Source organism: Leisingera sp. JC11 (genome assembly GCF_040704725.1).
GTDB lineage: Bacteria > Pseudomonadota > Alphaproteobacteria > Rhodobacterales > Rhodobacteraceae > Leisingera.
This window is the reverse complement of record NZ_JBFCVS010000002.1, coordinates 72029-98990: the sequence shown is the minus strand read 5'-3', so window position 1 is coordinate 98990 and position 26962 is coordinate 72029. Positions and strand designations below refer to the sequence as shown.

Below are 26962 nucleotides of genomic sequence, written 5' to 3'. Positions count from 1 at the left end.
CAGTGGCACGGCTCTGTGCTGGAAAACAAAGAAAGGGTTGGACCCATGACCCAAGCGGCAAATGCGCAAACTTATGAAAACCTTGAAATCGAACAGCGGGACAACGGTGTCAGCATCGTCCGGCTGAACCGGCCGACCAAGCGCAACGCGCTGGATACCGCCACCATCGAGGAACTGGTCAGCTTTTTCAGCAGCGCCCATCGCAACGGTGTGAAGGCGGTGGTGCTGGCCGGGAAGGGCGACCACTTCTGCGCCGGGCTCGACCTAGTCGAGCATTGGAAGGCAGACCGCAGCCCCGACGATTTCATGCATGTGTGCCTGCGCTGGCATGAGGCCTTCAACAAGATGGAATACGGCGGCGTTCCGGTTATCGCAGCGCTGCAGGGCGCGGTTGTCGGCGGCGGGCTGGAACTGGCCAGTGCGGCCCATATCCGGGTGATCGACCAGAGCACCTATTTTGCGCTTCCCGAAGGCCAGCGCGGTATCTTCACCGGCGGCGGCGCCACCATCCGGGTCTCTGACATGATCGGGAAATACCGGATGATCGACATGATTCTGACCGGCCGCGTCTATCAGGGCCAGGAAGCGGTTGAACTGGGTCTGGCGCAATACATCACCGAAGGCTCCAGTTTCGACAAGGCGCTGGAACTGGCGGACAAGATTGCCGAGAACCTGCCGCTGACCAACTATGCGATCTGTTCGGCAATCAGCCATCTGAACAACATGTCCGGCATGGATGCCGCCTATGCGGAGGCGGTTGTGGCCGGTGTGGTGAACACCCAGCCCGCGGCGCGGGAACGGCTGGAGGCCTTTGCCAACAAGACCGCCGCCCGGGTGCGTCCCAACAGCTGAGCCTGGAAGGCGCACCGCCATGGACAGGGCTGTTTGGCGGTGCGCATTTGAGGAGGGTTCCCGAACTGTAAGACCGGCCCTCAACAGCCCTTACCGGGCCAATGCCGTAAAAGAAAAGGGCTTAGCGAGAGATCGCTAAGCCCCTGAATTTTTTGGCTCCGGCGGTAGGGATCGAACCTACGACCAATTGATTAACAGTCAACTGCTCTACCGCTGAGCTACGCCGGAACATGTGGCGTCGTATAGGGTTTCCGGCCTGCGGCGTCCAGAGGAAATTCTCACGCAAAGCGAATTTTTTTCGATGCGCATGACGGTGTGCCGACGGCGGCCGGAAGGCTGCGATGAGACCCCTCGTCGCAACCTTATCAAAGGTGGGTTGTCATCCTGTAACCAGGTGCAAAGAACAGTTTGGCCAGCGTTACGGGCTGGCCGCGCAGCCAGGTGATGCGTTCGGCGGTGAAGATCGGATCGCCCGCCTGGGTGTCCAGAAATTCGGCCACGGCCTGGTCCGCCTTAGTCGCCAGAAAGCTCAGCTCCAGATTGGTGAACGGCACCTTCTGCACCAGCCAGTCGTTGGGGCCGGAGCGGGAAAAATCCGCCGTCAGAACCTCCGGAATGCTGTCCGGAACAATCCAGCGGACCTCATACTGAAAAGGCGCATTGTCCGCGTAATGCATGCACCGCAGGTGCAGCACGTCCCGGCCTTGCGGGATGTTCATCCTGGCCGACAGCCAGCCCGGTGCGGGCATGACCGCGCGCTCGACAAGAGCATACCGGTATTCTGCCCCTGTTTCCGAGATCTCATCGCGGACCAGCGGAATCGAAAACTGGGCCTTTCGGACCGGCGCATTCAGAACCCTGGTGCCGGCTTTGCGTTTCCGCTCCAGGTAGCCTTCTTCCGCCAGTTCCCGCAGCGCCCGGTTGACGGTGGTGCGGGTGCTGGAAAATTCTTCCGCAAGGTCGGTTTCACTGGGCAGCAGGCTGTCCGGCGCCCAGATCTTGTTGTGAATCCGGTCCAGCACAACCTGCTTGATATCACGGTAGCTCATGTTTGCACGGGGTGCGGCCATGCTGCCTCCAATAAATTTTCTTATTGCTTATATATATAGACATAATGAGCTTGGAAAGCGTGCAACCGCCGAAGGGCAGCAGCAGGAGTCTGTAAATGCAAAAAAGCCCTCAAGCGGCTGAGGCTTGAGGGCTTATCATGGCTCCGGCGGTAGGGATCGAACCTACGACCAATTGATTAACAGTCAACTGCTCTACCGCTGAGCTACGCCGGAACGGTCCGTGCCGTATAGCGTTCCCGGGATTGGGCGTCCAGAGGGCAGCAGGCAATTTTTTGAAAAATTCAACCGCTGCTCAGCGCAAAGACCGACGATGCTGACAGGGGGCTTTGCGGTGCTGTCCGGCCGCGGCCTGTGAGGTCCACGAGATGAGCAAAAACATTGCGTTCCGCGGCTTTCAGCAAAGCGGGCGGGGTGTCGGTATAGATCTGCTCTGCCAGGCTGCGGGCGGTGGCGGGGGCTTGTGCCAAGGCCGCCAGAATCGCGGCCTCGCGGGATTCCCGGTGCGCAATCAGCCAGTCGAGCCGCCCGGCCGGGTCGGAGATGGGCGCGCCGTGGCCTGCGTGAAAGACCCGCCAATCGCGTTGCCGCAGGCGGCGGCAGGAGGCCATGAAGTCGGTCAGGTCTCCGTCCGGCGGCGATACCAGCGAGCTGGCCCAGCCCATAACGTGATCGGCGGTGAAGCAGGCATCCTTCCAAGCCAGTGCAATGTGGTTGCCCAGGTGCCCGGGCGTGTGGATCACCTCCAGTTCCCAGCCGTTCCCGCTGATGACCTCGCCATCGGCAACGGTGACATCGGGAGAGAACTCTCTGTCGATGCCCTCGCCGCCGCCGGCCAGCCCGTCAGCGGCGAGGCCGGACATCACTTCGCTGCGCCCCGCTTGCGGCCCGCCAAAGGCATATACAGGTGCGCCGGTGGCCTGGCTCAGGCCGCGGGCCAGCGGCGAATGGTCCAGATGGCTGTGGGTGACGATGATGTGGGTGATTTGCTGGCCGGGCTGCACCGCGGCAAGGATTGCCTTCAGATGCGCGTCCGAATCCGGCCCTGGGTCAATCACCGCCAGCCCGCCGGTGCCCAGCACATAGGTATTGGTGCCGCGGTAGGTCATCGGCGAAGGATTCGGCGCCAGGATACGGCGCAGCCCCGGCTCCAGCTCCTCCGCCAGTCCGGGTTGCGGGTTGAAGTCATCCGGTGCCTGCATTGTCCTGCCCCATTGCTGTTTCCTGGCCCGGGCAATCTTCCCTCTTTCCCCGGCGCCCTATAGGCTTAGCCCATGTTCTTCCAATGGCTCAAACGATATATGCCGCGCAGCCTTTATGCCCGGGCGGCCCTCATCCTGGTGGTGCCCATCGTGGCGCTGCAGATCGTGATCTCTGTTGTGTTCATCAAGCGCGACCTGGAGGATGTGACGGTGCAGATGACGGCGACCATCCAGCGCGAGATGGAACTGCTGCGCCAGATCGCGGATGCGGCGCCGGACCAGGATGCGGCTCTGGTGCAGATCGCGCCGGTGCTGCAGCCGCTGCAGATGCAGGCGCGGTTTCTGCCGCCGGGGGCACCGCTGCCGGAGGATGAATTCAGCCTGATCGAGTTTTCCGGGCGGGTGGTGCGGGAGGAGATGGAGAAGACTTTCCCGGGCTTCCTGGCGGCGCGGTTCCTGCCGAACCGGGTGGTGCAGATCTATTTCGGCACCGCGCACGGGCTGTTGGAGTTGAGCTTTGACCGCCGCAGGCTGACTGCGGCGGCGCCGCATCAGCTGATCGTCACCATGCTGCTGTTCGGCTTTTTCATGATGATGATCTCCTTCCTGTACATGCGCAACCAGCTGCGTCCGATCAAGCGGCTGGCCAACGCGGCAGAGGCGTTCGGGCGCGGGCGGGCGGTGCCGTATTCGCCATCCGGCGCAACCGAGGTGCGGGCCGCGGGCAGCGCCTTTCTGGACATGCGCGCCCGGATCGAACGGCAGATCGAGCAGCGCACGCTGATGCTGTCCGGGGTGAGCCACGATCTGCGCACCCCGCTGACGCGGATGAAGCTGGAACTGGCAATGCTGGACGAGGAGGACGCGGCCCCGATGCTGCGCGACGTCGACGAGATGCAGGCGCTGCTGGACGCGTTTCTGGATTTCTCCCGCGGCGCGGCGGTCAGCGAGCCGGAGCCGGTGGACCCGCAGGAGCTGGTCCGGGATATCATAAGCGACTGGCAGCGCCAGGAGCAGCAGGTGACAATGGGCGAGATGACCGGCGAGGGGGAGGTGATGCTGCGCCGCCAGCCGATGCAACGGGCGGTGTCGAACCTGATTTCCAATGCAGTGCGTTATGGCACCCGGGCGCGGGTTTCGGTTGCAGTGACCGACAAGTCCATGCGGATCCGGGTCGAGGATGACGGGCCGGGCATCCCGGCAGAGCAGCGCGGCGACGCGGTGCGCCCCTTCACCCGCTTGGACCCGGCCCGCAATCAGAACCTGGGCTCTGGCGTGGGGCTGGGGCTGGCAATTGTGGCCGATACCGCGCGCGCCCATGGCGGCACCCTGCGGCTGGGTGAAAGCGCTGATCTGGGCGGGCTGAAGGCGGATATTGTCATCGCCCGCTGATACCGCCCCGGCCAAAGCAAACCGGCAGCCCTGCAGAGGCTGCCAGCTTGAATTTCCAATGATCTGCGCCTGCAGGCCAGCCGGCCGTCACGCAAACTCTTTGGACAGGGTATTGAAGCCGGTTTCGATGGCCGAAGCGGCCTTGACCAGGTTTTCGCCGCCAGAGGCAATGCTGGTAACCGTGGTGCTGAGGCCCAGGCTGCCGACCCAGATCACCCATTTGGCCCAGACCGGATCCTTGTGGCGCAGGGCGTCGACTGCTTTTTGCGAGTTGTCGCGGAACTTCTCGGCCGGCTTGATGCTGACGTGATAGGCCTCGATGCTCTTGATCAGCTTGGCTGTTTCCTTGCGGGTCGCCTCCATGGCGGCAAACAAGCCGTCCAGCTTCTTGCTCTTGTAGCCGCGGTCCTTGGCCATCTTGCCCAGCTTCTTCTCGATTTCCTTGTCGAGCTTGGTCTGCTTGTCCAGCAGCTTGTTCAGCTCCTTGCCGAGGGCGGCGATTTCCAGATCGATATTCTTGAGCTTTGCCTTGTAGGTCTCCAGGTGCTTGTCGACGCGGTTGAAGCCGGCGGTTTCAATCATCAGGAAGTCCGCCAGGAACTCCTTGCCGATCTCCTTCGCCTTCACCTTGGCCCTGGACTGTTTTTCATAGGCCGAGACCAGCTGCTTCAGCGCTTTCTCAAGCTCGCCGTGGATCTTGACGATGTCGGATGTCACCTTCTGCACGGCGCGCGCCACCGAGACGATGCTTTGCGCGATGCCATAAATGCTGGCAGCAATGGACACGCCGCCGGTCACCGCGCCGGCCGCCAGCGAAGCGGTGGAGCCGATGGCGCAGGCGCTGCCGAGCACAATCGCGCCCACCACCTTGATGCGGTATTTCTTGCGGTCCTTGTTGGCCTGCTTCCACTTGTCGAAATGCTTGTTCGTCACCTGTTCGATCGACTTCTGGTACTTGGCAAAGATCTTCTGGATGTCGGCGTCCAGCTCTTTGCATTCCTTGTCGGTGAGCGGCATCACCGAGCCGAGATCATTGGCCTGGCTGACCCGCAGGCTGCACTCGTTCACCAGTTTTTTGTATTCCTTGGTGGCATCGTCATAGAGCTTGGCGACAAAGCGCGCGTCGGTGTCGAGCTCCTTGGCGGCGCTCTTGTCCACCTCGACGGTGGCCGCAAAGTTCATGTTGCCGAGCTGCACGAACTTCGGTTTCACCTTCTTGGTGACCTCGTTTTTCACGTCAGCTTTGATGATGGTGAGCTTTTCTGTCGCCATAAATCTGGTGCCTCTCAAGTGATCTTGCGGCGGGGGCGGCGCCTGAAAACAGTCTCGAAATCGCTACGGAACAAGTAATTTGCCCTGTTCTGAGGCCACCCTACCGGACGGTGGGGATTATGAAAGCAAAAAGCTTACGGCCGGATGAAGGCGGCAGGGGAGAACCGCATCGTTTGCGCGTTGCCACAGCATGCGGTGCAGCCGCTGCTTTGGCCTGGCACGGCTCGGGCGGGCGGCTGCCGACCGCAGGGTGTTGCGCAGGGCGCCCGGACAGCGCACGCCCGGTTTTCCGGATCTTCGTCTTTTGCCGGTATCACTCAGGCTCAGGGGAAGCAGTCCTGTAGCGCAACCTGCCTGGGAGTTTTCACATGCCTCAGATCGATCCGTTCACCAGTTTCCGCCGCGGCCTCGAGAGCCCGGCCACTCACCAAATTGCCATTACCCCGCAGGACGGGGTGGATCTGCCCGTCCGGCCCAGGGTCCTGCGGGTGCTGGCCTCCGGCGACCTGGCCCTGCGTGATGAAGCGGGCACCGTGATTGCCTATGCGGTCACCGCTGGCGAAACCATCGGCTTCTCGGCCGTTGGCATCGAGGCAACCGGCACCACCGCATCCGTTGCAGGGTGGTACTGATGCTGGGGCTGGGGTTTTCCGCCACCGGCGCGGCACTGCAGGGGCCTGGATCCCGCCCTGCCGGCGCCGGCCTGATCGGATGGTACAGTGCCAAGGCAACAGGGACCATCACCCGCGGGGCAGGGGAGGAAGCCACCGCTGTCGCCAATCTGGTTCCCGGCGGCGCCAGCCTCAGCAAGCTGTCCGGCGGGGGGCCGGCCTATGCGGCGTCGGAGCCGCTCGCAGGCGGGCGCCCGGCGCTGGTCTGGCCGGATGCGGCCAATGCCAGCGGCTTGGCACTCGCAGCGGATGCGCTTGTCAGAGAGGTGTTTGCGGTCATGGCCTACGCTGATGGCGCGCGGGGGGCGTTTGACACCTATAACACGCTGATCACCGACCTTGCGGGCCTTGATTCCAGCAGCGTCAACCGGGTCATGGGCCAGGAGGGTAACGCAGGCGTTTTCACGTCTTCGCTGCCGCCCGGGATGACAATCCACCTGAATGGCGGAGGCGCCACCACGACACTGCTGCCAATGCCGTTGTCGGTGGTCCACATCAGATCCGCCACGCCTTTTGCCCTGGCGGCAATCGGCGGGCGCAATAACGGGTCCAGCCGGGCGTGGCGGGGGCCGGTATGCGAGGTGCTGGCCTATTCGGATACCCTGGATGCAGGGGCGGCCGGCAGCAATGTCAGCTATCTGAAGGACGGTTGGGGGATTGGATAGGCGCGCCAGGCCGCGCTGAGGGCGCTTGAACCGCGGCCGGGACTCCTGCTGATCAGACCCAAGGCCGGCTTTTGTGTTTGCCAAATTGATTTCCTAAAGGAAAAGCGGCTGCGGGGTCAGCAAGGAACAGCCCTTCTCCGTTTGCATCTGCGAGAAGTGGAGTGGAAGAAGCTTTGCGGAGCTGCAAGAGAGCGCGCAAAGGCCAACTAAAGCAGTCTGGAGGCGATCAAGAGGCGATTGGGCTTGCAAGCCATCCACTGTCCGAAGTGCGTTGATTTGATCGAAACCTTTGCCGCGCGCCCGGACTTTTTTGAGGGTGGAGCGGATGGGCCATCCAAGCAAGGAGCAGAGCATGGGCTTTCGCCAACCGCCGGTCTGCTGCGCAACGAACAAAAGAGGGCGCTTGCAGGCGCCCTCTCAGATGTCCTGGCAAAGCCGGAAGGGTTCAGGCGAGGTCGTAGACCCCGCCGGTGCCGCCGCTGGCGCCGGTGCCGGGCATGGTGCCGCCCACCGGCTGGTTCATCAGTGCCAGGATGTCCCCGGTGCCGGGTTCAGAGCTGCCGCCGTACTGGCCCGCCATATGGGCGTCATACCAGTTGCTGAGCCCGTCTCTGGTCACTCCGCCGTTGGCGTAGCTGCTGCCGGTGCTGGCCGCGGCTGCCGGATCATAGCCGCCTTCCAGCACCTCTTGCGAGCCGTCCGGGTTGCTGATGACCAGCGACATGCTGCTGAGGTCAATGTCGTCCAGCGACAGCCCGGCGTCGGACCACAGCGTGAAGTTGGCAGTGGCGACGGTGCCATCGGTGCTGTCCGGCACCTGGCCGAATTGCACCATTGCGTCGAAGTTCTCCGGGACGGCGGCGCCATCATCCAACTGGCTGACCGCGTTGGCATTGGCCTCATGGCCTGTCACCGGCAGCGCGTTCTTATCCGGGAAGAAGTTCAGCCCGCCGAGCTTGGCCTCATCCGCGAGGTTGAAGAACACGCCGTCGATATCCGCGACCTCGCCGTCATAGGAAGTGGGTTCCAGTTTGATGAACAGCTGATTTTCCGGCGTCTGCAGAACCTCGACAGTGACACTCGGATCACCGTTGCCGCCGATCTCGAAGAACACCGAGGTCTTGTCGCCGCCGCCATTGCCGCCGCCGGTTCCTTTGGTGCCTCCGCTTCCTTTGGTGCCACCGGACCCCTTGGTGCCGCCACTGCCGGATCCCTTGGTGCCGCCCGAGCCCCTGGTGCCCGAACCGCAGCCGTGGGTGCCGCCAGAACCACCGGAGCCGCCAGAACCACCGGAGCCGCAGGTGCCATCCGAACCTCTGGCGCCGCCGGAGCCGTCGTTCCAGTCATCTTCCTCGCGGTACCACCAATGCTTCTTGCCGTGATGCCCCTTGGTTCCACAGCCCTTTGTGCCGCCGGATCCTTTGGTGCCGCCGGATCCTTTGGTGCCGCCGGATCCCTTGGTGCCGTCTGATCCCTTGGTGCTTCCGGTTCCGTCCTCTTCTTCGACTTTGTCTTCTCGCCAGGCCTTGTAGCCTTTACCCTTCCAGCTATAGCGGTCCGACAGGTGGCCGTCATACCAGCGGCTGAAATTACCGCCCTGCACCCCGCCGTTGTAATAGCTGTTGCCACCGCAAGCGTGCTTGCCGCCCCAGCCCCATGAATGATGTCCCCGACCCATTATCTACCCCCCACAGAAATCCTGAACCACAGATGCGCGCCCTTGGCAGACCGTAAGTGCACATTGAACGAGGGTAGGAAAGCGGGCGGGAGCGGCCAAATTTTCGGCACCTTTTAGTCAAAATTCCAGATTGTGCGGCGGATGAGGGAAACAATCGGAAGGCCGGACTCTGCATTGTGCGCCGGCTTGATCCAATCGCATTGCCAGCCTTCTGCCAGGGGCCTTCGAATCAGCGCGTGAGGGGGATGGATTGCCCCAATCTGTCCCGAAAACCGCCCTCTTTTGCCGCTAAAGGGTTAAGGGGTCTGGGGTGCGCTGCGCCGGTCGTGCGCAGCGGGTTGGGAAAGGGAGCACGTCTTGGCTGATGGAAGATTCGACGATCGCACCGCTTATATCGCGGGCGCGGCCTGGGAGGTCCTCGGCGAAGAGCCGGTGGAAATCAGCGCCCCGGGCGGAAAGTCGCGCTCCTCACTGCGGCTGCATTTCAAGGACCGCACCGCAATCGCCACGCTGCGCGCCAATTTCCGCCGCACCCATCTGGAAGCTTTCGTACTGGAACAGCTGGCGCCCCACTGCGATGACATTCCAAAAGTTCTGGGGATGCATAATGACGTGCTGTTCCAGTCCGATACCGGCGAGACGCGGCTGAGTGAAGAGATCATTGAGCACGAGGAAGCCGACCAGCTCGACCTGGCAGCTGAGGCCTGTGCAGCGATCTTCCGCATCCAGGCGGCGGCCCGCAAAACCGAGCTGCACACGGTGCTGCCGCATCTGGGCGCCAACCGCAGCTGGATCCGCAATTTCGTCAGCTCGGTTGAGGCGCTGGAAGCTTATTCCATGGGCATTCCCGAGGCGTTCGACTACCCGGCGGTTGCCGAATACATGGAGCATCCCGGGGTGCAGTTCCTGAAGTGGGACTGCCGCTCAGGCAACGCGGCGATCGGCGACGACGGTTATGTCCGCTGGTTCGATTTTGAGTATGCCGGCCTGCGCCACGGGGCGGAGGATTTTGCCTGGCTGATCGGCGACGAGACCTGGCCAATTGCGCCGGACAAGATGGCTGATGTGATGATCGAGACCTTCGATCCAGGCTGCGGCCACGAGATTGGCGCATACTTGGAGTATCTCTCAGCTTATACCGCCCTGCATTGCGTGCAGCGGCTGGAGCTGATCCAGAAGGAAGTGAAAAGCCGCGGCTGGCTGACCCAGGAGAAGGTGCGCAAGTTCGATGATGCCGGCGTGCATCCGCAGTTTGCCGCGCAGCTCTGCCGCACTGGCGCCTATTACGCGGCGCAGTCCAGGCTTACCGCACCGCTCAGCCGTAATTTCGAGGCAGCATGGCGCGCGTTCAAGGCGATGTCAGAGAGCTGAGTTCCTCGGCCTGTGTTGTGGCGTGTGGTTCGAAATCCGGGGCTTTACTTGCCCGAATTTCAGGAAATCGCAGCGTGACCGAGATTCTAAGCTATTGATTTCACTAGAGGTGGTTTCGCCGCTCTGGGGCATTTCTACTGTTTGAAATCAATAGTCTGGCGGGGTTTCTGGTAGGCCCGGCAGGATTCGAACCTGCAACCAAAGCGTTATGAGCGCTCTGCTCTAACCGTTGAGCTACAGGCCCGCCATGGATTTGTGGTTAGGAAATGAGGCAGGCAAGGTCAAGCGGTGATTGCAGAAGCCGCAAGCGTTTCCGCCGTCCGGGTCCGGTGCAGGGCCTCCAGACTGGCCACCGTGTGCTCGATGGCCAGGTCCCGGCGCCGGTCCGGAGTGCGGCGGGACGGGTAGACGGCAAACACGTCCTTCAAGGGTGCCTCATAGCCGGGCAGCACCTGCTCATATTCGCCGCTGGCCAGCTGGTCCTCGACCATGAAGCGGGGCGCGCGGGTATAGCCGGAGCCGCTGCTGACCGCGTGCATGATCAGGTCGGGATCATCGGCGGTGAACCCCACCTGCACGGGCGCCGGATATTCCTGGCCGCCACGGCGCAAAGGGAAGAACCCGCGGGTCTGGTCCTCGTGGTGCTGGATGAACTTGAGCCGCTTCAACTCCTCCGGTGTCTGCGGGCGGGTTTCGCGGTCCAGGTAGTCCGGGGTGGCAAACAGCACCGTTTCCAGGGTGGAAATCTTGCGGCCGAAGCCGTCAGTGTCCCCCAGCCGCCCTGTGCGGATGGCCAGGTCGTATCCCTCGCGCACCACATCGACCAGCCGGTCCTCAAGCCGCATCACGATGTTCAGGTCCGGGTGCTCCCGGTTCAGATCCAGAAGCATCGGCCCGATCACACTGCGCCCGAGAAAGGAGTTCACGCTGATGCGGAAGGTGCCGGAGACGCTGCCCTCCAGCGCGTCCACTTCGGCAGTCATGCGGTTGTAGCTGCTCAGCAGCGTCTGCGCGTGGCTGTAGACCAGATCGCCCGCCCGGGTGGCATGGATTCCCTTGGCGGTGCGGTGCAGCAACTGCTGGCCCATCACGGCCTCGAGCTGCTTGATCTGCTGGCTGACGGCGGATTGGGTGATGCCGCGACGCTGGGCAGCCCGGTTCAGGCTGCCCTCGTCCAGGGCAATGGTGAATGTCTCCAGTAGCGTCAGCTTGTCCATGGCATCCCTATAAGCATTGCTAATAACTGTTATCGGAGCTGCCGGGCTGTGAGCCGGGAAAATGCAGCCTTAAGTCCGGTGCACAGGAATATTTCCTGAAACAGATATTGGAGTTTCTTATGACAATCAATCGCCGGGCATTTCTGGGCGGGCTGGCAGCGGCCCCGGCAGCGGCACTGGCAACCGGTTTTGCAGGCGGCAGCTGGGCGTGGGCGGCTGAGGGGGCTGCGGCGGCTTCTCCTGTAATCCATTCCTTCACCCTTGGAGATGCCAGGATCACCGTGCTGCTGGACGGGCATCTGCCGCTGGGGACGCAGCTGTTCAAGGATTATGATCCGGCCAAGGCGGAAGCCGTGCTGGCGCAGGGGCTGCACCGGCTGCAGGACGATGCGCTGCAAATTCCGGTCAATGGTTACCTGGTGGAGCGCGGCGGGCAGAAGCTGCTGATCGACACCGGCACGGCGCAGCTGATGGGGCCGGGGCTTGGCGCGCTGGGCGCTGGTCTGGCAGCGGCGGGCGTTGCACCGGAAAGCATCGATAGGGTGCTTCTGACGCATATCCATCCGGACCATTCCGGCGGGCTGATCACAGCGGACGGCGCCGCGGCCTTTGCCAATGCCGAACTGGTTATGGCGCAGCGCGAATGGGACTTCTGGCACGACGATGCCGTCCTGGCAGGCGTGCCGGAAAGCAGCCGCGGGTTCTTCGACATGGCCCGCAGCTCGGTTGCGCCATATGCGGACCGTTTGCAACTGCTTCAGGGAGAGGGTGAGGCCGCGCCCGGTTTCACCGCGCTGGAGCTGCCGGGCCATACGCCGGGCCACACCGGGTTCATGCTGGACACGGGCGGCGAAGGGCTGCTGTTCTGGGGCGACCTGGTCCACAGCGCCGCGTTGCAGTTTGCGCTGCCGGACTGGACCATCGCCTTTGATACCGATCCGGCGCAGACTGCGCAGACCCGGCGCAAGATGATGGACCGGGCGGCGGCGGACAATCTGCTGGTTACCGGCGCGCATCTGGACTTCCCCGCGCTGGGCCGGGTGCTGCGGCAGGGGGATGCCTTTGCTTATCAGGCGGCGCCCTGGCAATTCGGAATTTGAGACCGGCATTCCTGCCGTCAAAACAGCTCTGCTGCGCTGTCGGGGATGGCGCAGCAGATTCCCTAGTTCCCTTCTGATGCGCCTTGCGCTAAAGGCTGCGCAACCGATTTGAAGGAGCCATGTGATGACCAGCGGCAAGAACGGCCTGACCTATGCAGATGCAGGTGTGGACATTGATGCGGGCAACGCCCTGGTTGACCGGATCAAGCCGGCCGCCAAGCGCACCAACCGCCCCGGCGTGGCCAGCGGGCTGGGCGGGTTCGGCGCTCTGTTCGATCTGAAAGCCGCGGGCTACAGCGATCCGATCCTGGTGGGTGCGACCGATGGTGTCGGCACCAAGCTGCGGATCGCCATCGACACCGGTGTGGTGGATGGCGTTGGCATCGACCTGGTGGCGATGTGCGTCAATGACCTGGTCTGCCAGGGAGCTGAGCCGCTGTTCTTCCTCGACTATTTTGCAACCGGCAAGCTGGAAACCAACGTCGCTGCCCGCATCATCGAAGGCATCGCCGAGGGCTGCGTGCGCTCCGGCTGCGCGCTGATCGGTGGCGAGACCGCGGAAATGCCGGGCATGTACCCGGAAGGAGATTTTGACCTCGCGGGCTTTGCGGTGGGCGCGATGGAGCGCGGCACCGCGCTGCCTGAGGGCGTGGTTGAGGGCGACGTGCTGCTGGGGCTGGCGTCCGACGGCGTGCACTCCAACGGCTATTCGCTGGTGCGCAAGCTGGTTGAAGTTTCCGGCCTGGGCTGGGACGCGGACTGCCCGTTCGGCGACGGCGCCCTGGGCGAGGCGCTGCTGACCCCGACCCGCCTTTACGTCAAGCAGTGCCTGGCCGCGGTGCGGGCAGGGGGCGTGCATGCGCTGGCCCATATCACCGGCGGCGGGTTGACTGAGAACCTGCCGCGGGTGCTGCCCGAGAATCTGGGCGCCGATATCGACCTGAACGCCTGGGACCTGCCGCCTGTGTTCAAATGGATGGCCGAAACCGGCGGCATTGCCGAAGCGGAGATGCTGAAAACCTTCAACTGCGGCATTGGCATGATCCTGTCCGTTTCCGCGGACCGCGCTGACGAGCTGGTTAAAGTTCTGGAAGCGGAAGGCGAGACCGTCGCCCGCCTGGGCACCGTCACCGCAGGCGTCGGCATGCGCTATTCGGGCAAGCTGCTGTGAGCCATAAGAAGGTCGCGATCCTGATATCCGGCGGCGGCTCCAACATGGTGTCGCTGCTGGAGAGCATGACCGGCGATCACCCGGCGCGGCCCTGCCTGGTTCTGTCCAACAACGCCGATGCCGGCGGGCTGGTCAAGGCCGCTGCTGCTGGTGTCGCAACCTCAGTGGTGGATCACCGCCCGTTTAAGGGCGACCGGGAAGCCTTTGAGACTGAGCTGGTTAAGCCGATTTTTGAGGCCGGTGCGGACATCGTCTGCCTGGCCGGTTTCATGCGGGTGCTGACCGCCGGGTTCGTCTCGCAATTCGAGGGGCGGATGCTGAACATCCACCCCTCCTTGCTGCCGAAATACAAGGGGTTGCACACCCACGCCCGCGCGCTGGAAGCGGGCGACGCAGAGCATGGCTGCACCGTTCATGAGGTAACACCGCTGCTGGATGATGGCCCTATTCTGGGTCAGGCACGGGTGCCGGTGCTGGCGGGTGACACGCCGGACGCTCTGGCTGCGCGGGTGCTGGAGCAGGAGCACAAGCTCTATCCGGCGGTGCTGCGCCGCTTTGCCGCGGGCGACAAGACGCTGGTGCGGCTGCCTTAACGGGTTTCCTGCACGGCCGCGCTGTTTCCGCGCCAGTCCAACTGTTCGGCTTGCTGTTCCGGCGCCATCAGTGCGGGCAGGCCGACCAGCACCAGCAGCAAGGCTGCCGCAAGCACCGGAATCAATCCTCGGGACAGCGTGAAACCACCGGTTTTGGCGGGGGAAAGATCAAGTATGGTCATCGTTTGTCCTCCTGTGACGGGTGTATCCCCAATCTAGGAGCATGGCGTTCATAATGAAAATGAATGTTTGAAGCAGATCACATCACAAGATGTGAACTCTGGTGGCGCCCGTGTGCTGGCGGCCACAGCACCGCTGGCAGAAATCTTTGCCCGGCCTCGCACCTGTTTGCATTGGCCGGGACAAGCGCGTATCACGGCCCGGTCTTACTGATAATGAAAAAGCCGTAATTGATGAAAACTCTGACCTCTACCGAAGAACTGCAGGCCTTCTGTGAAGCTGCAGCGCAGCACGCCTATGTCACGGTGGATACCGAGTTTCTGCGTGAACGGACCTATTATTCCAAGCTCTGCCTGATCCAGCTGGCCTATGCCGGGGATGGGGAGAATGACGCGGTTCTGGTTGATCCGCTGGCCGATGGCATCTCGCTGGAGCCGCTGTATGAACTGTTCCGCAATGAGAATGTGGTCAAGGTGTTCCACGCCGCGCGGCAGGATCTGGAGATCTTCTGGGTCGACGCGCAGGTCTTTCCGAAGCCCTTGTTCGACACCCAGGTTGCGGCGATGGTCTGCGGTTTCGGCGAGCAGGCGGGCTATGAGACGCTGGTGCGCAAGATCGTCAAGCAGGGGCTGGACAAGACCTCGCGCTTTACCGACTGGTCGCGCCGTCCCTTAAGCGAGGCGCAGAAAACCTATGCGCTGGCGGATGTGACCCATCTGCGCAAGATTTATGAATTCCTTGCTGCGGAATTGGACAAAAGCGGCCGCGCCCATTGGGTGACCGAGGAGCTGCAGGTACTGACCGATCCTGCGACCTATGACATTCAGCCCCAGGACGCCTGGAAACGGGTGAAAACCCGCACCAACTCCGGTAAGTTCCTTGCCGTTGTGCGCGAACTGGCCGCCTTCCGCGAGACCTATGCGCAGAGCAACAACGTGCCGCGCAACCGGGTGTTCAAGGATGATGCGCTGGTCGAGCTTGCCTCAACCAAGCCGCGCAATCCGGGGGATCTGGGCGGCTCCCGCCTGCTGCTGCGCGAGGCCCGCAAAGGGGCGATTGCCGAAGGGATCCTGGAGGCCGTGGCCAAGGGCGTTGCCTGCCCGGCTGAGAAGCATCCCAAGATGGACCGCAGCAAGGAGAAGCTGCAGGTGAACCCGGCGCTGGCGGACCTGCTGCGGGTGCTGCTGAAGGCCAAGACGGAAGCCGAAGGCGTTGCTGCCAAGCTGATCGCACCGAGCGCCGATCTGGACGCAATTGCGGCCGGCCTGCGCGATGTGCCGGCCCTCAGCGGCTGGCGCCGCGAAGTCTTCGGAGCGGATGCGCTGCGGCTGTGCGAGGGCAAGATCGGATTGGCTGCCAAAGGCCAGGACGTGATGGTGGTCGAACTCTGATCGCCCTGCCTAAGCGTGTGACCACAAAAAACGCCCGCATCCGCGGGCGCTTTCTTTTTTAGAAGGTTTGAGTTAACGGCGGCGGCTTTCCCTGGCGTTTGTCTCGCCGTTCACCCGCACGAGGCGCACCTCCTGCAGGTCCTGGTTCGACAGGGTGCGGGCGGCGTGCAGGGTGCGGCTGAATTCGCTGCCGGTGATCGTCGGCTCCTCCGGGTACACGATCCGGAAATCATAGGTCAGAACACCCTCCTCAGTGCCCTCGACCCGGCGCAGCTCAACGTCGAAGGCACCCTGGCGCGCAGCGATGCCGGTTGCGTGAATGATGGCTCCCGTGCTGGTCCGCTCGATTTCCAGGCCGTCGATCCGGCTGACCAGGACGCTTTTGTCTTCGGGCGGTTTCTTGGCAAAGATGCCGCGCGCATTGCTCTCCTGCGGCAGCAGCGGGTTGACGTTCGCGGCCACCTCAACCTCTGCCGGTTCGGAGCTGCCAAACCAGTTGCTCGGGTTCAGCCGTGAATCCCGCCAGCCGCACGCTGAAAGCACAAGCGCGCAGGCCAATGTAAGAGCCAATGGTTTTTGCATCCGTCCCCGCCCATTCAAATTGTCTTTGCAACGGATTACCCGATTGGCTGCAGCTTGAAAAGCGGTTGAAAAGGGGCGGGCAGGGGCTTAGGTGCTGATCAGCCCCGGAATGCGGATTTTGAGGATAGACGGACGATGGCCACAGCCGCCTTTGAAGAGATCGTGGAGGACTTCGAGTTCATGGAGGACTGGGAGGACCGCTACCGCCATGTGATCGATCTGGGCAAGGCGATGGAGCCGCTGGAAGAGGCGCTGAAGGTGCCTGCGACCAAGGTCGACGGCTGCGCCAGCCAGGTCTGGCTGCACGCCACGGTCGACGGCGGGGTGTTCCGGTTCGACGGCGACAGCGACGCGATGATCGTGCGCGGGCTGATCGCGGTGCTGCGCTGCCTGTACAACGGTCTGCCCCTGCAGCAGGTTGCGTCGGTGGACGCCAAGGCGGAGCTGGGGCGGCTGGAGCTGAATGAGCACCTGTCCTCGCAGCGCTCCAACGGCCTGAGGGCGATGATCGAGCGGATCCGCGAAACCGCAATGGCGCAGGCCTGAGCAGCGCGGGCGAGGGGCCGGCCCCTCGCGCTCCCCGGAGTATTTTAGAAAAGATGAAGGGCTTACTTGGCCCAGCCGGAAATGGCGGTTTCCAGATCGCCGTAGCCGGTGTGGCGGTGCTCAAACGCCAGCCCCATGCGGTCTGCGCATTCGCGGGCTTTTTCCACCAGCTTGGGATCGCTGATCTGCGACTGGTAGACCAGCTTTGTGTAGTTGCCGAACACCATGTCCCGCAGCTCCGGGTTCTTGTCGAGCCCCATGGGCCGCCAGACGAAGGCGTCGAACTGCTTGACCAGGAAGTCGGTCAGGTAGAAGGCTGTGATTTCGCCCTCATCGGCATGTTTGGCAAAGGTGTCATTGCCCTCGAAGAAGGAATAGCAATGCGGGCCCGCCACCATCTCGACGCCGAGCTCGGTGCATTTGCGCTCCAGCGCGCCGCCGGTGCCGCAGTCGGCATAAACCACGTAGATCTTGTCATAGACCGCTGAATGCTTGGCCACGGCACCGTGTACGGCGTCGGTGATCTGCTCCGGATACAGGTGCAGCTTGGCGGGCAGGCAGGTGAGGTCGATGTGATCCAGCCCGTTTTTCTCCTTGATATCAAGGATTTCGCGCGCGAGCGCGCCGCAGGCGATCAACAGGATGCGGCCGGTCTTCTTTTCGGGCGCGGCCAGGCCCTGCTCGGTGAGGGAACTTTCCTCAAGCGTCCGCCCGGTCGGGGGGCGGAAGGCAGCCCGCTCTGTCAAGCGGGCTGCGCGTCCTTTGCGTGCCAAATCAGGCGCTCATCGAGTTGTGCTTGCGCGCAACGAAGTCCTTGGCCATTTCCACGGCCACGGCTGCGTCACGGCAGTAGCCGTCGGCGCCGATTGCCTTGCCGAACTCTTCGTTCAGCGGCGCGCCGCCAACCAGCACGATGTAGTCGTCGCGCAGGCCCTGTTCGACCATGGTGTCGATAACCACCTTCATGTAGGGCATGGTGGTGGTCAGCAGAGCGGACATGCCGAGGATGTCCGGCTTGTGCTCTTCCAGCGATTCCAGGTAGTTCTCGACCGGGTTGTTGATGCCGATGTCGACGACTTCGAAGCCCGCGCCTTCCATCATCATGGAAACCAGGTTCTTGCCGATGTCGTGGATGTCGCCCTTGACGGTGCCGATGACCATGGAGCCCACGCGCGGTGCGCCGGTTTCGGCCAGCAGCGGCTTCAGGATGGCCATGCCGCCCTTCATCGCATTTGCTGCCAGCAGCACTTCCGGAACGAACAGGATGCCGTCGCGGAAGTCGGCGCCGACGATGGTCATGCCGCCAACCAGCGCTTTGGTCAGGATGTCGTAGGGAACCCAGCCGCGCTCCAGAAGGATGTTCACGCCTTCTTCGATTTCCTCTTTGAGACCATCATAGAGGTCGTCAAACATCTGCTGAACAAGTTCCTCGTCATCGAGTTCCGAGAGGATGATGTCTTCTTCGTCCGACATGCGCCTAATCCTTGCTGACGGGGGAATCCCCGGTGTTGGCCTATTTCAGAAGCTTTTGTGACAGAATGCACTCCGCGGACTGCATTGTTTGCGACATCGCCGCTGTTCTAACCGACGTATAGAGACAATTCCGGCGCAAGAATAATGAAGATTCCACATGGAAATCTTCGAATTTGCCCATTTGTTCTTTATTTGTTCTCTTTCGGCGGCTAATTTGCGTCCATGCCGCCGGAAAACACGCCACAAACCATGCGCCGCAAAACACGCGCCAGCCTCAGCAATGCGGCAGGCCGGTTCGACATGGCGCGGGAGGCCGTGGACGACGGCTGGTTCCAGGAGATGCCGGAGACGGTGATTCCCTCTGAGGTGCGCCAGGAAACGGCGCGCACTCTGATCACCTACAACCGCTCCCCCGATCTGCCGTTCGACCGGTCGATCAATCCCTACCGCGGTTGCGAGCATGGCTGCATCTATTGTTTTGCGCGGCCAACCCATGCCTACCTGGGTCTGTCGCCAGGGATGGATTTCGAAACCCGGCTGATTGCACGCCCAAATGCTGCCGAGGTTCTGCGCAAGGAGTTGTCGGCGCCGCGCTACAAGGTGGCCGCTCTGGCGCTTGGCACTAACACGGATCCCTATCAGCCGTGCGAGCGGGATCTGCGCATTTCGCGCGCCTGCCTGGAGGTGCTGCGCGACTTCAACCACCCGGTGGCAATCGTGACCAAGGGCGCCATGGTGGAGCGGGACCTGGACATCCTGGCGCCGATGGCGGCCAAGGGGCTGGTAAGGGTGGGGATTTCCGTCACCACGCTGGACCCGGACCTGTCCCGCCGGATGGAGCCGCGGGCGCCGTTGCCGGCGCGGCGGCTGGCCGCCGTCCGGCGGCTGACCGAGGCCGGCGTGTCGGTGCGGGTAATGACATCGCCCATCGTGCCTGGGCTGACCGATCACGAACTGGAGGCGCTGCTGGCAGCCGGGGCGGAGGCCGGGGCGGATGCCGCCAGCTGGATCATGCTGCGGCTGCCGCGGGAGGTGTCGGAGCTCTGGCAGGAATGGCTGGCGGAACATGAACCTGGCCGCGCCGCCAAGGTAATGGCGCGGCTGCGGGAGATGCATGGCGGGCGTGACTATGATCCGCGCTGGGGCCACCGGATGCGAGGCGAGGGTCGCTATGCTGAGATGATCGCGCAGCGGTTCAAGGCGGCCTGCAAGAGGCTTGGCCTGCAGGAGCGGGCAGAGGCGCTGCGCTGCGACCTGTTTTCCCGTCCGCCGCAGCCGGGCGACCAGCTGGCACTGTTCTGACGTTTCCCGGCCAGCCGGGCCGCGTTTTATGCTATGCTGGAGGCCTTCATGACAGAAAGGAAGGTGTCCAATGGCTTCTGTTGCTGTGAAAGCGCGTGTCACAGGACGCGTGCAAGGCGTGGCCTTCCGCACCTGGGCGCGGGCGGAAGCGCTGCGCCACGGGCTGTCGGGCTGGGTCCGCAATGAACCTGACGGCTCGGTCCGGGCCCTGCTGATAGGGCCTGCAGCCAGCGTCGCGGATATGGTGCGCAGAATGGGCCGCGGGCCCGGGGCGGCCTCGGTGAAGGACGTGCTAACGGAAAGAACCGATCCCGAACCGGGGATCAGCGGATTCAGCATCACTGGATAGGCAGGGCCGACAGTAAAAAAGCGCCGCGTGTGAAGACGCGGCGCCATTCTTTTTGTCGCTGCCTGCTGCAGCGGTCAGGCGCGGCGCCGTCCGCGGCGGCCGCGGCGCTCGCCACCAGCCCCGGCATCCTCGCCGGTGCCGTCGCTGTCAGAGGTGAAGGGGCCCAGCACCTCAACGATTTTCTCCAGCGCCGGTGCATCGCCGCGCGGTCGGCTGTCCAGGGCATCGCGCATGGAGCGCAGGTGATCGGGCATGGTGCCGCAGCAGCCGCCGATGATCTTGGCGCCGGCATCGCGGGCCATCACCGCATATTCGCCCATCAGTTCCGGGGTGCCGTCGTAGTGGATGTGGCCATCGACATATTTCGGGATACCGGCATTGCCCTTGGAGATAATCGGGCGCTCAGTGCCTTGGGCCGCAAAGCCGAGCACTGTGCGCAGGATGTCGGAGGCGCCGGTGCCGCAGTTGGCGCCAAAGGCCAGCGGCGTGTTTTCAAACTCTTCCACCAGCTGGGCCAGGTCCGAGGAGGTCACGCCCATCATGGTGCGGCCCGCGGTGTCAAAGCTCATGGTGCCGCACCAGGGCATGTCTGCCAGCTTGAAGGCCTCGGCCGCGGCGCGGAATTCCTCCGGCGCGGAAATGGTTTCCAGCCACAGCACGTCGGCGCCGCCTTCCTTCAGGGCATCGGCCTGCTCATGGAACATTTCCACCGCCAGAGAATGGGACATTTCTCCAACCGGCTCAAAGATTTCGCCGGTCGGGCCGACGGAGCCGGCGACGGCGATCTTGCGCTCTGCCTTGTCGGCAACCTCGCGGCCAAGTTCGGCGGCGATGCGGTTCAGCTCGCGCACGCGGCCCTGCGCGTCATGCAATTTCAGGCGCGCGGCGGTGCCGCCAAAGCTGTTGGTCAGGAACAGGTCGCTGCCGGCATCGACCGACCCCTGGTACAGCGCCAGGATTTTCTTGGGCTCATCAACGTTCCACAGCTCCGGCGCGTCGCCGGACTGCAGGCCCATGGCGAACAGGTTGGTGCCGGTCGCACCATCCGCCAGCAGCACGTCCTTGGTGTCCAGCAGCTGTTTGAAGGTGTTTGTCATCAGTTGGATTCCGTGTCAGCAGGCCGCCCCGGCGCGCAGGGCGGCAAATTGGTCTGCCTCCCCTGTCTCACGCTACGCTGGCAAGGGCAATTTCATTTTCTTCATCTTCATTATGAGAGCGCTGCGCGGCTGCCGCAAAGATGGCGGCATGCGGCGGATTGCGTCATGATACCGCGCGGTTGCCGCCGCGACCGGCGGAGTTTCCGGCAATACCGGCAAACAAAAAGCTAATGCGGCTAGTGGAAGACGGCTAAAGGGTTTCAGCCGGCTTCGCTCAGTATCTGGTCCTTGGCTTCCGGCAGCAGCTCCGCGCGTTTCGCCCGGATCTCATCGGCAGAGGCCTTGCCCTGCAGCTCGCCTTCCAGCTTGCGCACCACGTCCTCGTGGCCTGCTTCTTCCAGATCAGCTGTTACAATCGTTCCGGCAAAGGCCTCGGCGTCCTTGCCGCCAAGTCCCAGCAGGCTGGCAGCCCACATGCCCAGAAGCTTGTTGCAGCGCGCCTGCGCATTGAACTGCATCTCCTCATCATGCGCGAACTTCGCTTCAAAGGCCTGTTCGCGCTCGTCGAATGTCGTCATATCGCGTCCTCATTTAACCTATTGCGCCCCTTCACATGATAGGAGCATGATAGCGGCTCAGGGCAAGAAAAAACTGTGCCCGGCAAGGCTCTTGTGCTGCTGCGCAAGCGGTGCGCGCGAATCTGGTCCGGGCCGCAGGCGCAGGGTGCTGCAGCTGAGGGCGGGAGCGGCGTTCATCTGATCAATGCAGCACGCTTGCGGCTGAGGCCCCCTTGCACTATGAGAGCGGCACATCGCAGGGCCGGATTCCCGGCATTGACCCGAAAGGTTCCCAATGGCGCGTCGCAAGAAGATCTACGAAGGCAAGGCCAAGACTTTGTACGAGGGCCCCGAGCCCGGAACCATCGTGCAGTACTTCAAGGATGACGCCACCGCCTTCAACGCCGAAAAACACGACGTGATCGAGGGCAAGGGGGTTCTGAACAACATCCTGAGCGAGTTTTTCATGCTGGGCCTGGCGCAGATCGGCGTGCCGACCCATTTCCTGAAGCGCCTGAACATGCGCGAGCAGCTGGTACGCAGCTGCGAGATCATTCCGCTGGAAGTTATCGTGCGCAACTACGCGGCCGGCTCGATCTCCAAGCGCCTGGGCATCGACGAGGGCACCCAGCTGCCGCGCCCGGTGGTGGAATACTGCTATAAGGACGACGCCCTGGGTGATCCGCTGGTCACCGAAGAGCACATCGCTGCCTTTGGCTGGGCCAGCCAGCAGGACATGGATGATATCCTGAGCCTGGCCCTGCGCGTGAATGACTTCCTTTCCGGCGTGTTCCTGGCTGTGGGCATCCGCTTGGTCGACTTCAAGATCGAGATCGGCCGTATTTACGAAGGCGACTTCCAGCGCCTGGTGATCGCTGATGAGATCAGCCCCGACAGCTGCCGCCTGTGGGATATCAAGACCGGCCAGAAGCTGGACAAGGACGTGTTCCGCCGCGACTTGGGCAGCCTGACCGACGCCTACAGCGAAGTGGCGCGCCGCCTGGGCGTGATGCCGAACAATCCGCCTGCGCCGGGCAAGCCGACGCTGGTGAACTGAGATAGGGACCCGCTGCGCCTGCCGCGCCGCGGGTCCTTGAGTATTTTTGGAAAGATGAAGCCCGGCAGGGCTTCGCCATCGAAAACCTGAGGGATGATGCGATGAAGGCACGGGTGCATGTGATGCTGAAGAACGGGGTTCTGGATCCGCAGGGCGAGGCTGTGCGCCACGCGCTCGGCGCTCTGGGCTTTGACAAGGTCGAAGGCGTCCGGCAAGGCAAGGTGATTGACCTGGATCTGGCCGAAGGCGCAACCGAGGCAGATGTGACCGCAATGTGCGAGAAGCTGCTGGCCAACACCGTGATCGAATCCTACAGCATCGAGATGGCCTGATGAAGGCGGCGGTTGTTGTTTTCCCGGGTTCGAACTGCGACCGCGATCTGGCGGTGGCGTTTGAACAGGCCGGTTTCGACGTGTCGATGGTCTGGCACAAGGACAGCGCACTGCCCGAAGGCGTGGACATCGTTGGCGTGCCGGGCGGATTTTCCTATGGCGATTACCTGCGCTGCGGCGCCATCGCGGCCCAGTCGCCGATCTGCAAGGCAGTGGTCGCGCATGCCGACCGCGGCGGCTACGCCATCGGTGTTTGCAACGGCTTTCAGATCCTGACCGAAACCGGCGTGCTGCCGGGCGCTCTGCTGCGCAATGCGGGCCTCAAGTACATCTGCCGCACCGTGAACCTGAAAGTCGCGACTTCCGAAAGCGTCTTTACCCAGGGCTATAATTCAGGTGACGTGATCGGGGTGCCGATTGCCCACCACGACGGCAACTACTTTGCCGATGCAGAGACCATCAAGGCGCTGCAGGATCAGGACCGGGTGGCGTTCACATACGAGGAAAACCCCAACGGTTCGGTGGCTGACATCGCGGGCATCCTTTCGGAAAACCGCCGCGTTCTCGGGATGATGCCGCATCCGGAGCGGGCTGCGGACGAGGGCCACGGCGGCACCGACGGCGCGGCAGTGTTCCGCGCATTGGCGGGTATGGTCACCGCTGCGTGACTTGAGGATAAGCGGCGGCGGCCATAGTGTATCTGTATGACCGCCCCGCGCACCGATCTGACCAAATCTGAGCCAAAGGCGCGTTCCCGCACGATTTCCTGGCGGGCGCGGCTGGCGCTGGTGCTGTTCATGGCGGTGGCAGCGGTCACCGTTTGGACCACCAACCGGGCGCTGACCCACCGGTTTACCGAAAGCACCCGCAACCGTGCCGAGCTGCGCCTGGCGCTTTATTCCGGCAACCTGCTGAGCGAGCTGCGCCAGCACGCCATCGTGCCGCAGCTGCTGGCACGCGACCAGACGCTGATCTCGGCGTTGCAATCCAGCGACTTTTCCCTGTCCACCCAGCGGCTGATCTCCTTTGTGGATGAGATCGGCGCCGCGTCGATCATGCTGCTGGCGCAGGACGGGCGCACGGTGGCGGCGACCGACCGCAACCGGCTGGGCGAGAGCCACCGCAATGCCGCCTATTTCGTTGATGCGGTGCGGGCCAAGTCGACAGTGTTCTCGGTGATCCCGCGCGAGGTCGGCGGCTACCGCTTTACTTATTCGCGCCGCATCATTGATGCGACCGGCGTGCTGGGTGCGATAGTGGTCGAGGTCGACCTCCAGAAGTTCGAGCGCGCCTGGGCGGGGATTTCCGATGCGGTGCTGGTCACCGACAGCACCGGCACCATCATCCTGGCCACCGAGGCACGCTGGCGCGGGCTGAAGGAGGGCGATGCAATGACGCTGCAAACGCCCGAAGGCGCCATCCAGAGGGCGATTCGCGCCACCACCGACTGGACGGCGCTGCCGCCGGACGCCTATCTGCAGGGCGAGGCGGTGATGCGGCTGGAAACCCGGGTGCCGTTCCAGGGCTGGCGGATGGCCACATTCACCACCTATTCCTCGGTCCGCGAGCGGGTGAATGCGGTGCTGGCGCTGGAGATCATGGGATTCGCCATCCTTCTGGCGCTGGCGTTCTACTTTCTCAGCCGCAAGACGGCGCTGCGGATGGCGCTGTTCCAGCGCGAGTCGGCAGAGCTTCGCGTATTGAATGCTCGCCTTCAGCGGGAAATCGCCGAGCGTGAACGCATGCAAAAGACCCTGGCGGTGGCCGAGCAGAGCCTGGCGCAAAGCTCCAAACTGGCGGCCTTGGGCGAGATGTCCGCGGCTGTCAGCCATGAGCTGAACCAGCCGCTGGCGGCGATGAAAACTTACCTTGCCGGCGCCCGGCTGCTCTTGAACCGGAACCGCCCGGATGAGGCGCTGGCCTCCTTCGGGCGCATCGACGATCTGATCGAGCGGATGGGAGCGATCACCCGTCAGCTGAAGTCCTACGCGCGCAAGGGCGGCGACGCGTTCAGCCCTGTAAACTTGGGCGATGCACTGGCTTCCAGCCTGTCGATGATGGAGCCGCAGCTGCGCCAGCGGCATGTGAAAATAACCCGCATCCTGCCGGAAGAACCTGTTATGGTGATGGGCGACCGGATGCGGCTGGAGCAGGTGATGGTCAACCTCTTGCGCAACGCGCTGGACGCCACCAAATCGGTGGCGGACCCGGAGGTGGAAATCCTGCTGGCGGCCGGTGAGACAGCAACCCTGTCGGTGCGCGACAATGGGATGGGTATCAAGGACTTCGACAACCTGTTTGAGCCTTTTTACACCACCAAGCAGCCCGGTGACGGGGTCGGATTGGGGCTTGCCATCTCCTCGGGGATCGTCAACGACCTCGGGGGACGGCTGACCGCCCGCAACGGGCAGAACGGCGGTGCGGTCTTTGAAATGCAATTGCCGGTCCTGGTGGACGGCATCGAAGCTGCCGAATAGGCAGCCCGGAGTGATTAGGAGTGAACGCGCATGGCCCAGGCTATGAAAATCGCGATCGTGGACGACGAACAGGATATGCGGCAGTCGATCAGCCAGTGGCTGGCGCTGTCTGGCTATGACACGGAGACCTTTTCCAGCGCGGAAGAGGCGCTGAAGGTCCTGGGGCCGGATTACCCGGGTATCGTGATCTCTGATATCAAGATGCCGGGCATGGACGGGATGCAGTTCCTGAAAAAGCTGATGGGCAGCGACAGCGCGCTGCCGGTGATCATGATTACCGGCCACGGCGACGTGCCGATGGCGGTTGAGGCGATGCGCGTGGGCGCTTTCGACTTTCTGGAAAAACCTTTCAACCCGGACCGCATGTCGGAGCTGGCGAAGCGCGCCACCGGTGCCCGCCGTCTGACGCTGGACAACCGGGCGCTGCGCCGCGAACTGTCCGACGGTGGCCAGATCATGAAGAAGCTGATCGGCCAGAGCCCGGTGATGGAGCGCCTGCGCGAGGATATCCTGGACCTTGGCCAGGCAGACGGCCATGTGCTGATCGACGGCGAGACCGGCACCGGCAAGACGCTGGTCGCGCACGCGCTGCACGCGGTCGGCAGCCGGGCAGGCAAGAAGTTCGTGCTGATTTCCTGTGCTGCTCTGGAAGAAGAAGCGCTGGCCAAGCGCTTGTTCGGGCCGATGCTGCCGGAGGACAGCATGCTGCCTGCGATTGAGGAAGCCCGCGGCGGCACCCTGGTGCTGGAAGACATCGACGCGTTGTCTGAGACCCTGCAGGCCAAGCTGCTGAGCGTGATCAACGAGCAGGGCACCCCGGCTGAAACCCGGATTGTCGCGATTTCGAACCTGCAGGAAGCGGGCAAGACCTGCGAAGATGCGTTGCGCCCGGACCTGTTCTACCGCCTGGCGGCGCTGCGCATCACCGTGCCGCCGCTGCGCCAGCGCGGCGAGGATATCCTGACGCTGTTTACCCGCCTCAGCGAACAGTTCTCCGAGGAATACGGTTGTGACGCGCCGCAGGTGAGTGCCCAGGAGGCCGCACAGCTGCTGCAGGCGCCCTGGCCGGGCAACGTGCGCCAGCTGATCAACATTGCCGAACGCGCGGTGCTGCAGTCGCGCCGCGGTTCCGGCACCATTGCGTCGCTTCTGATGTCCGATCACGAGGAGATGCAGCCGGTGATGACGACGGAAGGCAAGCCGCTGAAGGAATACGTGGAAGCGTTTGAGCGGATGCTGATCGACAACACAATGCGCCGCCACAAGGGTTCGATCGCCAGCGTTATGGACGAGTTGTGCCTGCCGCGCCGGACGTTGAACGAGAAAATGGCGAAATACGGCCTGCAACGGTCCGACTACCTCGCCTGA

The 26962-nt window shown here is 63.1% G+C and carries 28 protein-coding genes and 3 tRNA genes; 17 read left to right on the top strand and 14 right to left on the bottom strand.

Annotation, left to right across the window (positions count from 1 at the left end):
- Positions 1 to 45: 45 nt before the first annotated feature.
- Positions 46 to 852 (top strand): methylthioacryloyl-CoA hydratase, encoded by an 807-nt coding sequence (gene dmdD, locus AB1A62_RS02265; RefSeq protein WP_366659612.1) that lies wholly within the window; start codon positions 46 to 48, stop codon positions 850 to 852.
- Positions 853 to 1005: 153 nt separating this feature from the next.
- Here the strand turns inward: dmdD and AB1A62_RS02260 are convergent.
- From AB1A62_RS02260 to AB1A62_RS02245, 4 genes are all read right to left on the bottom strand, one after another.
- Positions 1006 to 1080: transfer RNA gene (locus tag AB1A62_RS02260), tRNA-Asn, on the bottom strand.
- A gap of 137 nt (positions 1081 to 1217) precedes the next feature.
- Positions 1218 to 1901 carry a GntR family transcriptional regulator gene (locus AB1A62_RS02255; protein WP_366659611.1) on the bottom strand — a complete coding sequence of 228 codons (684 nt, stop codon included), beginning with the start codon at positions 1899 to 1901 and terminating at the stop codon, positions 1218 to 1220.
- Positions 1902 to 2060: 159 nt separating this feature from the next.
- Positions 2061 to 2135, bottom strand: a tRNA-Asn gene (locus AB1A62_RS02250).
- A gap of 68 nt (positions 2136 to 2203) precedes the next feature.
- A complete protein-coding gene (locus AB1A62_RS02245) occupies positions 2204 to 3121 on the bottom strand; it encodes an MBL fold metallo-hydrolase (RefSeq protein ID WP_366659609.1) in 918 nt (305 codons plus the stop codon).
- A 72-nt stretch (positions 3122 to 3193) separates the two neighbouring features.
- Between AB1A62_RS02245 and AB1A62_RS02240 the strand changes: the two genes are divergently transcribed.
- Positions 3194 to 4513: an ATP-binding protein gene (locus AB1A62_RS02240; protein ID WP_366659607.1), complete on the top strand. Its 1320-nt coding sequence runs from the start codon at positions 3194 to 3196 to the stop codon at positions 4511 to 4513.
- Between the two features lie 87 nt (positions 4514 to 4600).
- Here AB1A62_RS02240 and AB1A62_RS02235 read toward each other — a convergent pair whose 3' ends face one another.
- On the bottom strand, positions 4601 to 5785 hold the full coding sequence (locus AB1A62_RS02235; RefSeq protein WP_366659606.1) for a hypothetical protein: 1185 nt from the start codon (positions 5783 to 5785) through the stop codon (positions 4601 to 4603).
- Between the two features lie 368 nt (positions 5786 to 6153).
- Here AB1A62_RS02235 and AB1A62_RS02230 point away from each other — a divergent pair, with 368 nt between their 5' ends.
- Entirely contained in the window at positions 6154 to 6417 is a 264-nt protein-coding gene (locus tag AB1A62_RS02230) for a hypothetical protein (RefSeq protein WP_366659604.1), read from the top strand.
- Positions 6417 to 7121 (top strand): hypothetical protein, encoded by a 705-nt coding sequence (locus AB1A62_RS02225; RefSeq protein ID WP_366659996.1) that lies wholly within the window; start codon positions 6417 to 6419, stop codon positions 7119 to 7121. Before AB1A62_RS02230 ends, AB1A62_RS02225 begins: the two co-directional genes overlap by 1 nt.
- A gap of 445 nt (positions 7122 to 7566) precedes the next feature.
- On the opposite strand, the gene AB1A62_RS02220 is transcribed toward AB1A62_RS02225, so the two are convergent.
- On the bottom strand, positions 7567 to 8799 hold the full coding sequence (locus tag AB1A62_RS02220; RefSeq protein WP_366659603.1) for a hypothetical protein: 1233 nt from the start codon (positions 8797 to 8799) through the stop codon (positions 7567 to 7569).
- Positions 8800 to 9156: 357 nt separating this feature from the next.
- Between AB1A62_RS02220 and AB1A62_RS02215 the strand changes: the two genes are divergently transcribed.
- Positions 9157 to 10170 (top strand): hypothetical protein, encoded by a 1014-nt coding sequence (locus AB1A62_RS02215; RefSeq protein ID WP_366659602.1) that lies wholly within the window; start codon positions 9157 to 9159, stop codon positions 10168 to 10170.
- A gap of 168 nt (positions 10171 to 10338) precedes the next feature.
- On the opposite strand, the gene AB1A62_RS02210 is transcribed toward AB1A62_RS02215, so the two are convergent.
- Positions 10339 to 10414, bottom strand: a tRNA-Ile gene (locus AB1A62_RS02210).
- A gap of 37 nt (positions 10415 to 10451) precedes the next feature.
- A complete protein-coding gene (locus AB1A62_RS02205; RefSeq protein ID WP_366659600.1) occupies positions 10452 to 11387 on the bottom strand; it encodes a LysR family transcriptional regulator in 936 nt (311 codons plus the stop codon).
- A gap of 119 nt (positions 11388 to 11506) precedes the next feature.
- Between AB1A62_RS02205 and AB1A62_RS02200 the strand changes: the two genes are divergently transcribed.
- From AB1A62_RS02200 to purN, 3 genes are all read left to right on the top strand, one after another.
- On the top strand, positions 11507 to 12487 hold the full coding sequence (locus AB1A62_RS02200) for an MBL fold metallo-hydrolase (RefSeq protein WP_366659599.1): 981 nt from the start codon (positions 11507 to 11509) through the stop codon (positions 12485 to 12487).
- Between the two features lie 124 nt (positions 12488 to 12611).
- A complete protein-coding gene (gene purM / locus AB1A62_RS02195) occupies positions 12612 to 13658 on the top strand; it encodes a phosphoribosylformylglycinamidine cyclo-ligase (RefSeq protein ID WP_366659598.1) in 1047 nt (348 codons plus the stop codon).
- On the top strand, positions 13655 to 14251 hold the full coding sequence (purN, locus tag AB1A62_RS02190) for a phosphoribosylglycinamide formyltransferase (protein WP_366659597.1): 597 nt from the start codon (positions 13655 to 13657) through the stop codon (positions 14249 to 14251). The genes purM and purN overlap by 4 nt, the downstream gene beginning before the upstream one ends.
- On the opposite strand, the gene AB1A62_RS02185 is transcribed toward purN, so the two are convergent.
- On the bottom strand, positions 14248 to 14433 hold the full coding sequence (locus AB1A62_RS02185; protein ID WP_366659596.1) for a hypothetical protein: 186 nt from the start codon (positions 14431 to 14433) through the stop codon (positions 14248 to 14250). The genes purN and AB1A62_RS02185 overlap by 4 nt on opposite strands.
- A gap of 231 nt (positions 14434 to 14664) precedes the next feature.
- Here AB1A62_RS02185 and rnd point away from each other — a divergent pair, with 231 nt between their 5' ends.
- A complete protein-coding gene (gene rnd, locus AB1A62_RS02180; protein WP_366659594.1) occupies positions 14665 to 15822 on the top strand; it encodes a ribonuclease D in 1158 nt (385 codons plus the stop codon).
- Between the two features lie 72 nt (positions 15823 to 15894).
- On the opposite strand, the gene AB1A62_RS02175 is transcribed toward rnd, so the two are convergent.
- Entirely contained in the window at positions 15895 to 16284 is a 390-nt protein-coding gene (locus AB1A62_RS02175) for a hypothetical protein (RefSeq protein WP_366659592.1), read from the bottom strand.
- Positions 16285 to 16539: 255 nt separating this feature from the next.
- Between AB1A62_RS02175 and AB1A62_RS02170 the strand changes: the two genes are divergently transcribed.
- Positions 16540 to 16950, top strand: coding sequence for a SufE family protein (locus AB1A62_RS02170; RefSeq protein ID WP_366659591.1), 411 nt, complete (start codon positions 16540 to 16542; stop codon positions 16948 to 16950).
- A gap of 62 nt (positions 16951 to 17012) precedes the next feature.
- Here the strand turns inward: AB1A62_RS02170 and AB1A62_RS02165 are convergent, their stop codons facing one another.
- Both AB1A62_RS02165 and AB1A62_RS02160 read right to left on the bottom strand, forming a co-directional pair.
- Complete coding sequence (locus tag AB1A62_RS02165) at positions 17013 to 17723, bottom strand: DUF1638 domain-containing protein (RefSeq protein WP_366659590.1); 711 nt, start codon at positions 17721 to 17723, stop codon at positions 17013 to 17015.
- 1 nt (position 17724) lies between these two features.
- On the bottom strand, positions 17725 to 18423 hold the full coding sequence (locus tag AB1A62_RS02160; RefSeq protein WP_039178412.1) for a B12-binding domain-containing protein: 699 nt from the start codon (positions 18421 to 18423) through the stop codon (positions 17725 to 17727).
- A gap of 249 nt (positions 18424 to 18672) precedes the next feature.
- On the opposite strand from AB1A62_RS02160, the gene AB1A62_RS02155 reads away from it, so the two are divergent.
- Together AB1A62_RS02155 and AB1A62_RS02150 are read left to right on the top strand one after the other, a co-directional pair.
- Positions 18673 to 19725: a PA0069 family radical SAM protein gene (locus AB1A62_RS02155; RefSeq protein WP_366659588.1), complete on the top strand. Its 1053-nt coding sequence runs from the start codon at positions 18673 to 18675 to the stop codon at positions 19723 to 19725.
- Between the two features lie 70 nt (positions 19726 to 19795).
- Positions 19796 to 20074 (top strand): acylphosphatase, encoded by a 279-nt coding sequence (locus AB1A62_RS02150; protein WP_366659587.1) that lies wholly within the window; start codon positions 19796 to 19798, stop codon positions 20072 to 20074.
- Positions 20075 to 20148: 74 nt separating this feature from the next.
- Here AB1A62_RS02150 and bmt read toward each other — a convergent pair whose 3' ends face one another.
- Together bmt and AB1A62_RS02140 are read right to left on the bottom strand one after the other, a co-directional pair.
- The gene (gene bmt, locus AB1A62_RS02145; RefSeq protein WP_366659586.1) at positions 20149 to 21171 is read right to left on the bottom strand and encodes a betaine--homocysteine S-methyltransferase; all 1023 of its coding nucleotides are present in this window, start codon (positions 21169 to 21171) and stop codon (positions 20149 to 20151) included.
- A 260-nt stretch (positions 21172 to 21431) separates the two neighbouring features.
- A complete protein-coding gene (locus AB1A62_RS02140) occupies positions 21432 to 21749 on the bottom strand; it encodes a DUF1476 domain-containing protein (RefSeq protein WP_366659584.1) in 318 nt (105 codons plus the stop codon).
- A gap of 274 nt (positions 21750 to 22023) precedes the next feature.
- Here AB1A62_RS02140 and purC point away from each other — a divergent pair, with 274 nt between their 5' ends.
- From purC to AB1A62_RS02115, 5 genes are all read left to right on the top strand, one after another.
- Positions 22024 to 22785, top strand: a complete 762-nt coding sequence (purC, locus tag AB1A62_RS02135) for a phosphoribosylaminoimidazolesuccinocarboxamide synthase (protein ID WP_019297459.1) — start codon at positions 22024 to 22026, stop codon at positions 22783 to 22785.
- Positions 22786 to 22886: 101 nt separating this feature from the next.
- Entirely contained in the window at positions 22887 to 23117 is a 231-nt protein-coding gene (gene purS / locus AB1A62_RS02130) for a phosphoribosylformylglycinamidine synthase subunit PurS (protein WP_019297460.1), read from the top strand.
- A complete protein-coding gene (purQ, locus tag AB1A62_RS02125) occupies positions 23117 to 23785 on the top strand; it encodes a phosphoribosylformylglycinamidine synthase subunit PurQ (RefSeq protein ID WP_366659582.1) in 669 nt (222 codons plus the stop codon). The genes purS and purQ overlap by 1 nt, the downstream gene beginning before the upstream one ends.
- Before the next feature lie 36 nt (positions 23786 to 23821).
- Positions 23822 to 25594 carry an ATP-binding protein gene (locus AB1A62_RS02120; protein ID WP_366659580.1) on the top strand — a complete coding sequence of 591 codons (1773 nt, stop codon included), beginning with the start codon at positions 23822 to 23824 and terminating at the stop codon, positions 25592 to 25594.
- 30 nt (positions 25595 to 25624) lie between these two features.
- A complete protein-coding gene (locus AB1A62_RS02115; protein WP_291728906.1) occupies positions 25625 to 26962 on the top strand; it encodes a sigma-54 dependent transcriptional regulator in 1338 nt (445 codons plus the stop codon).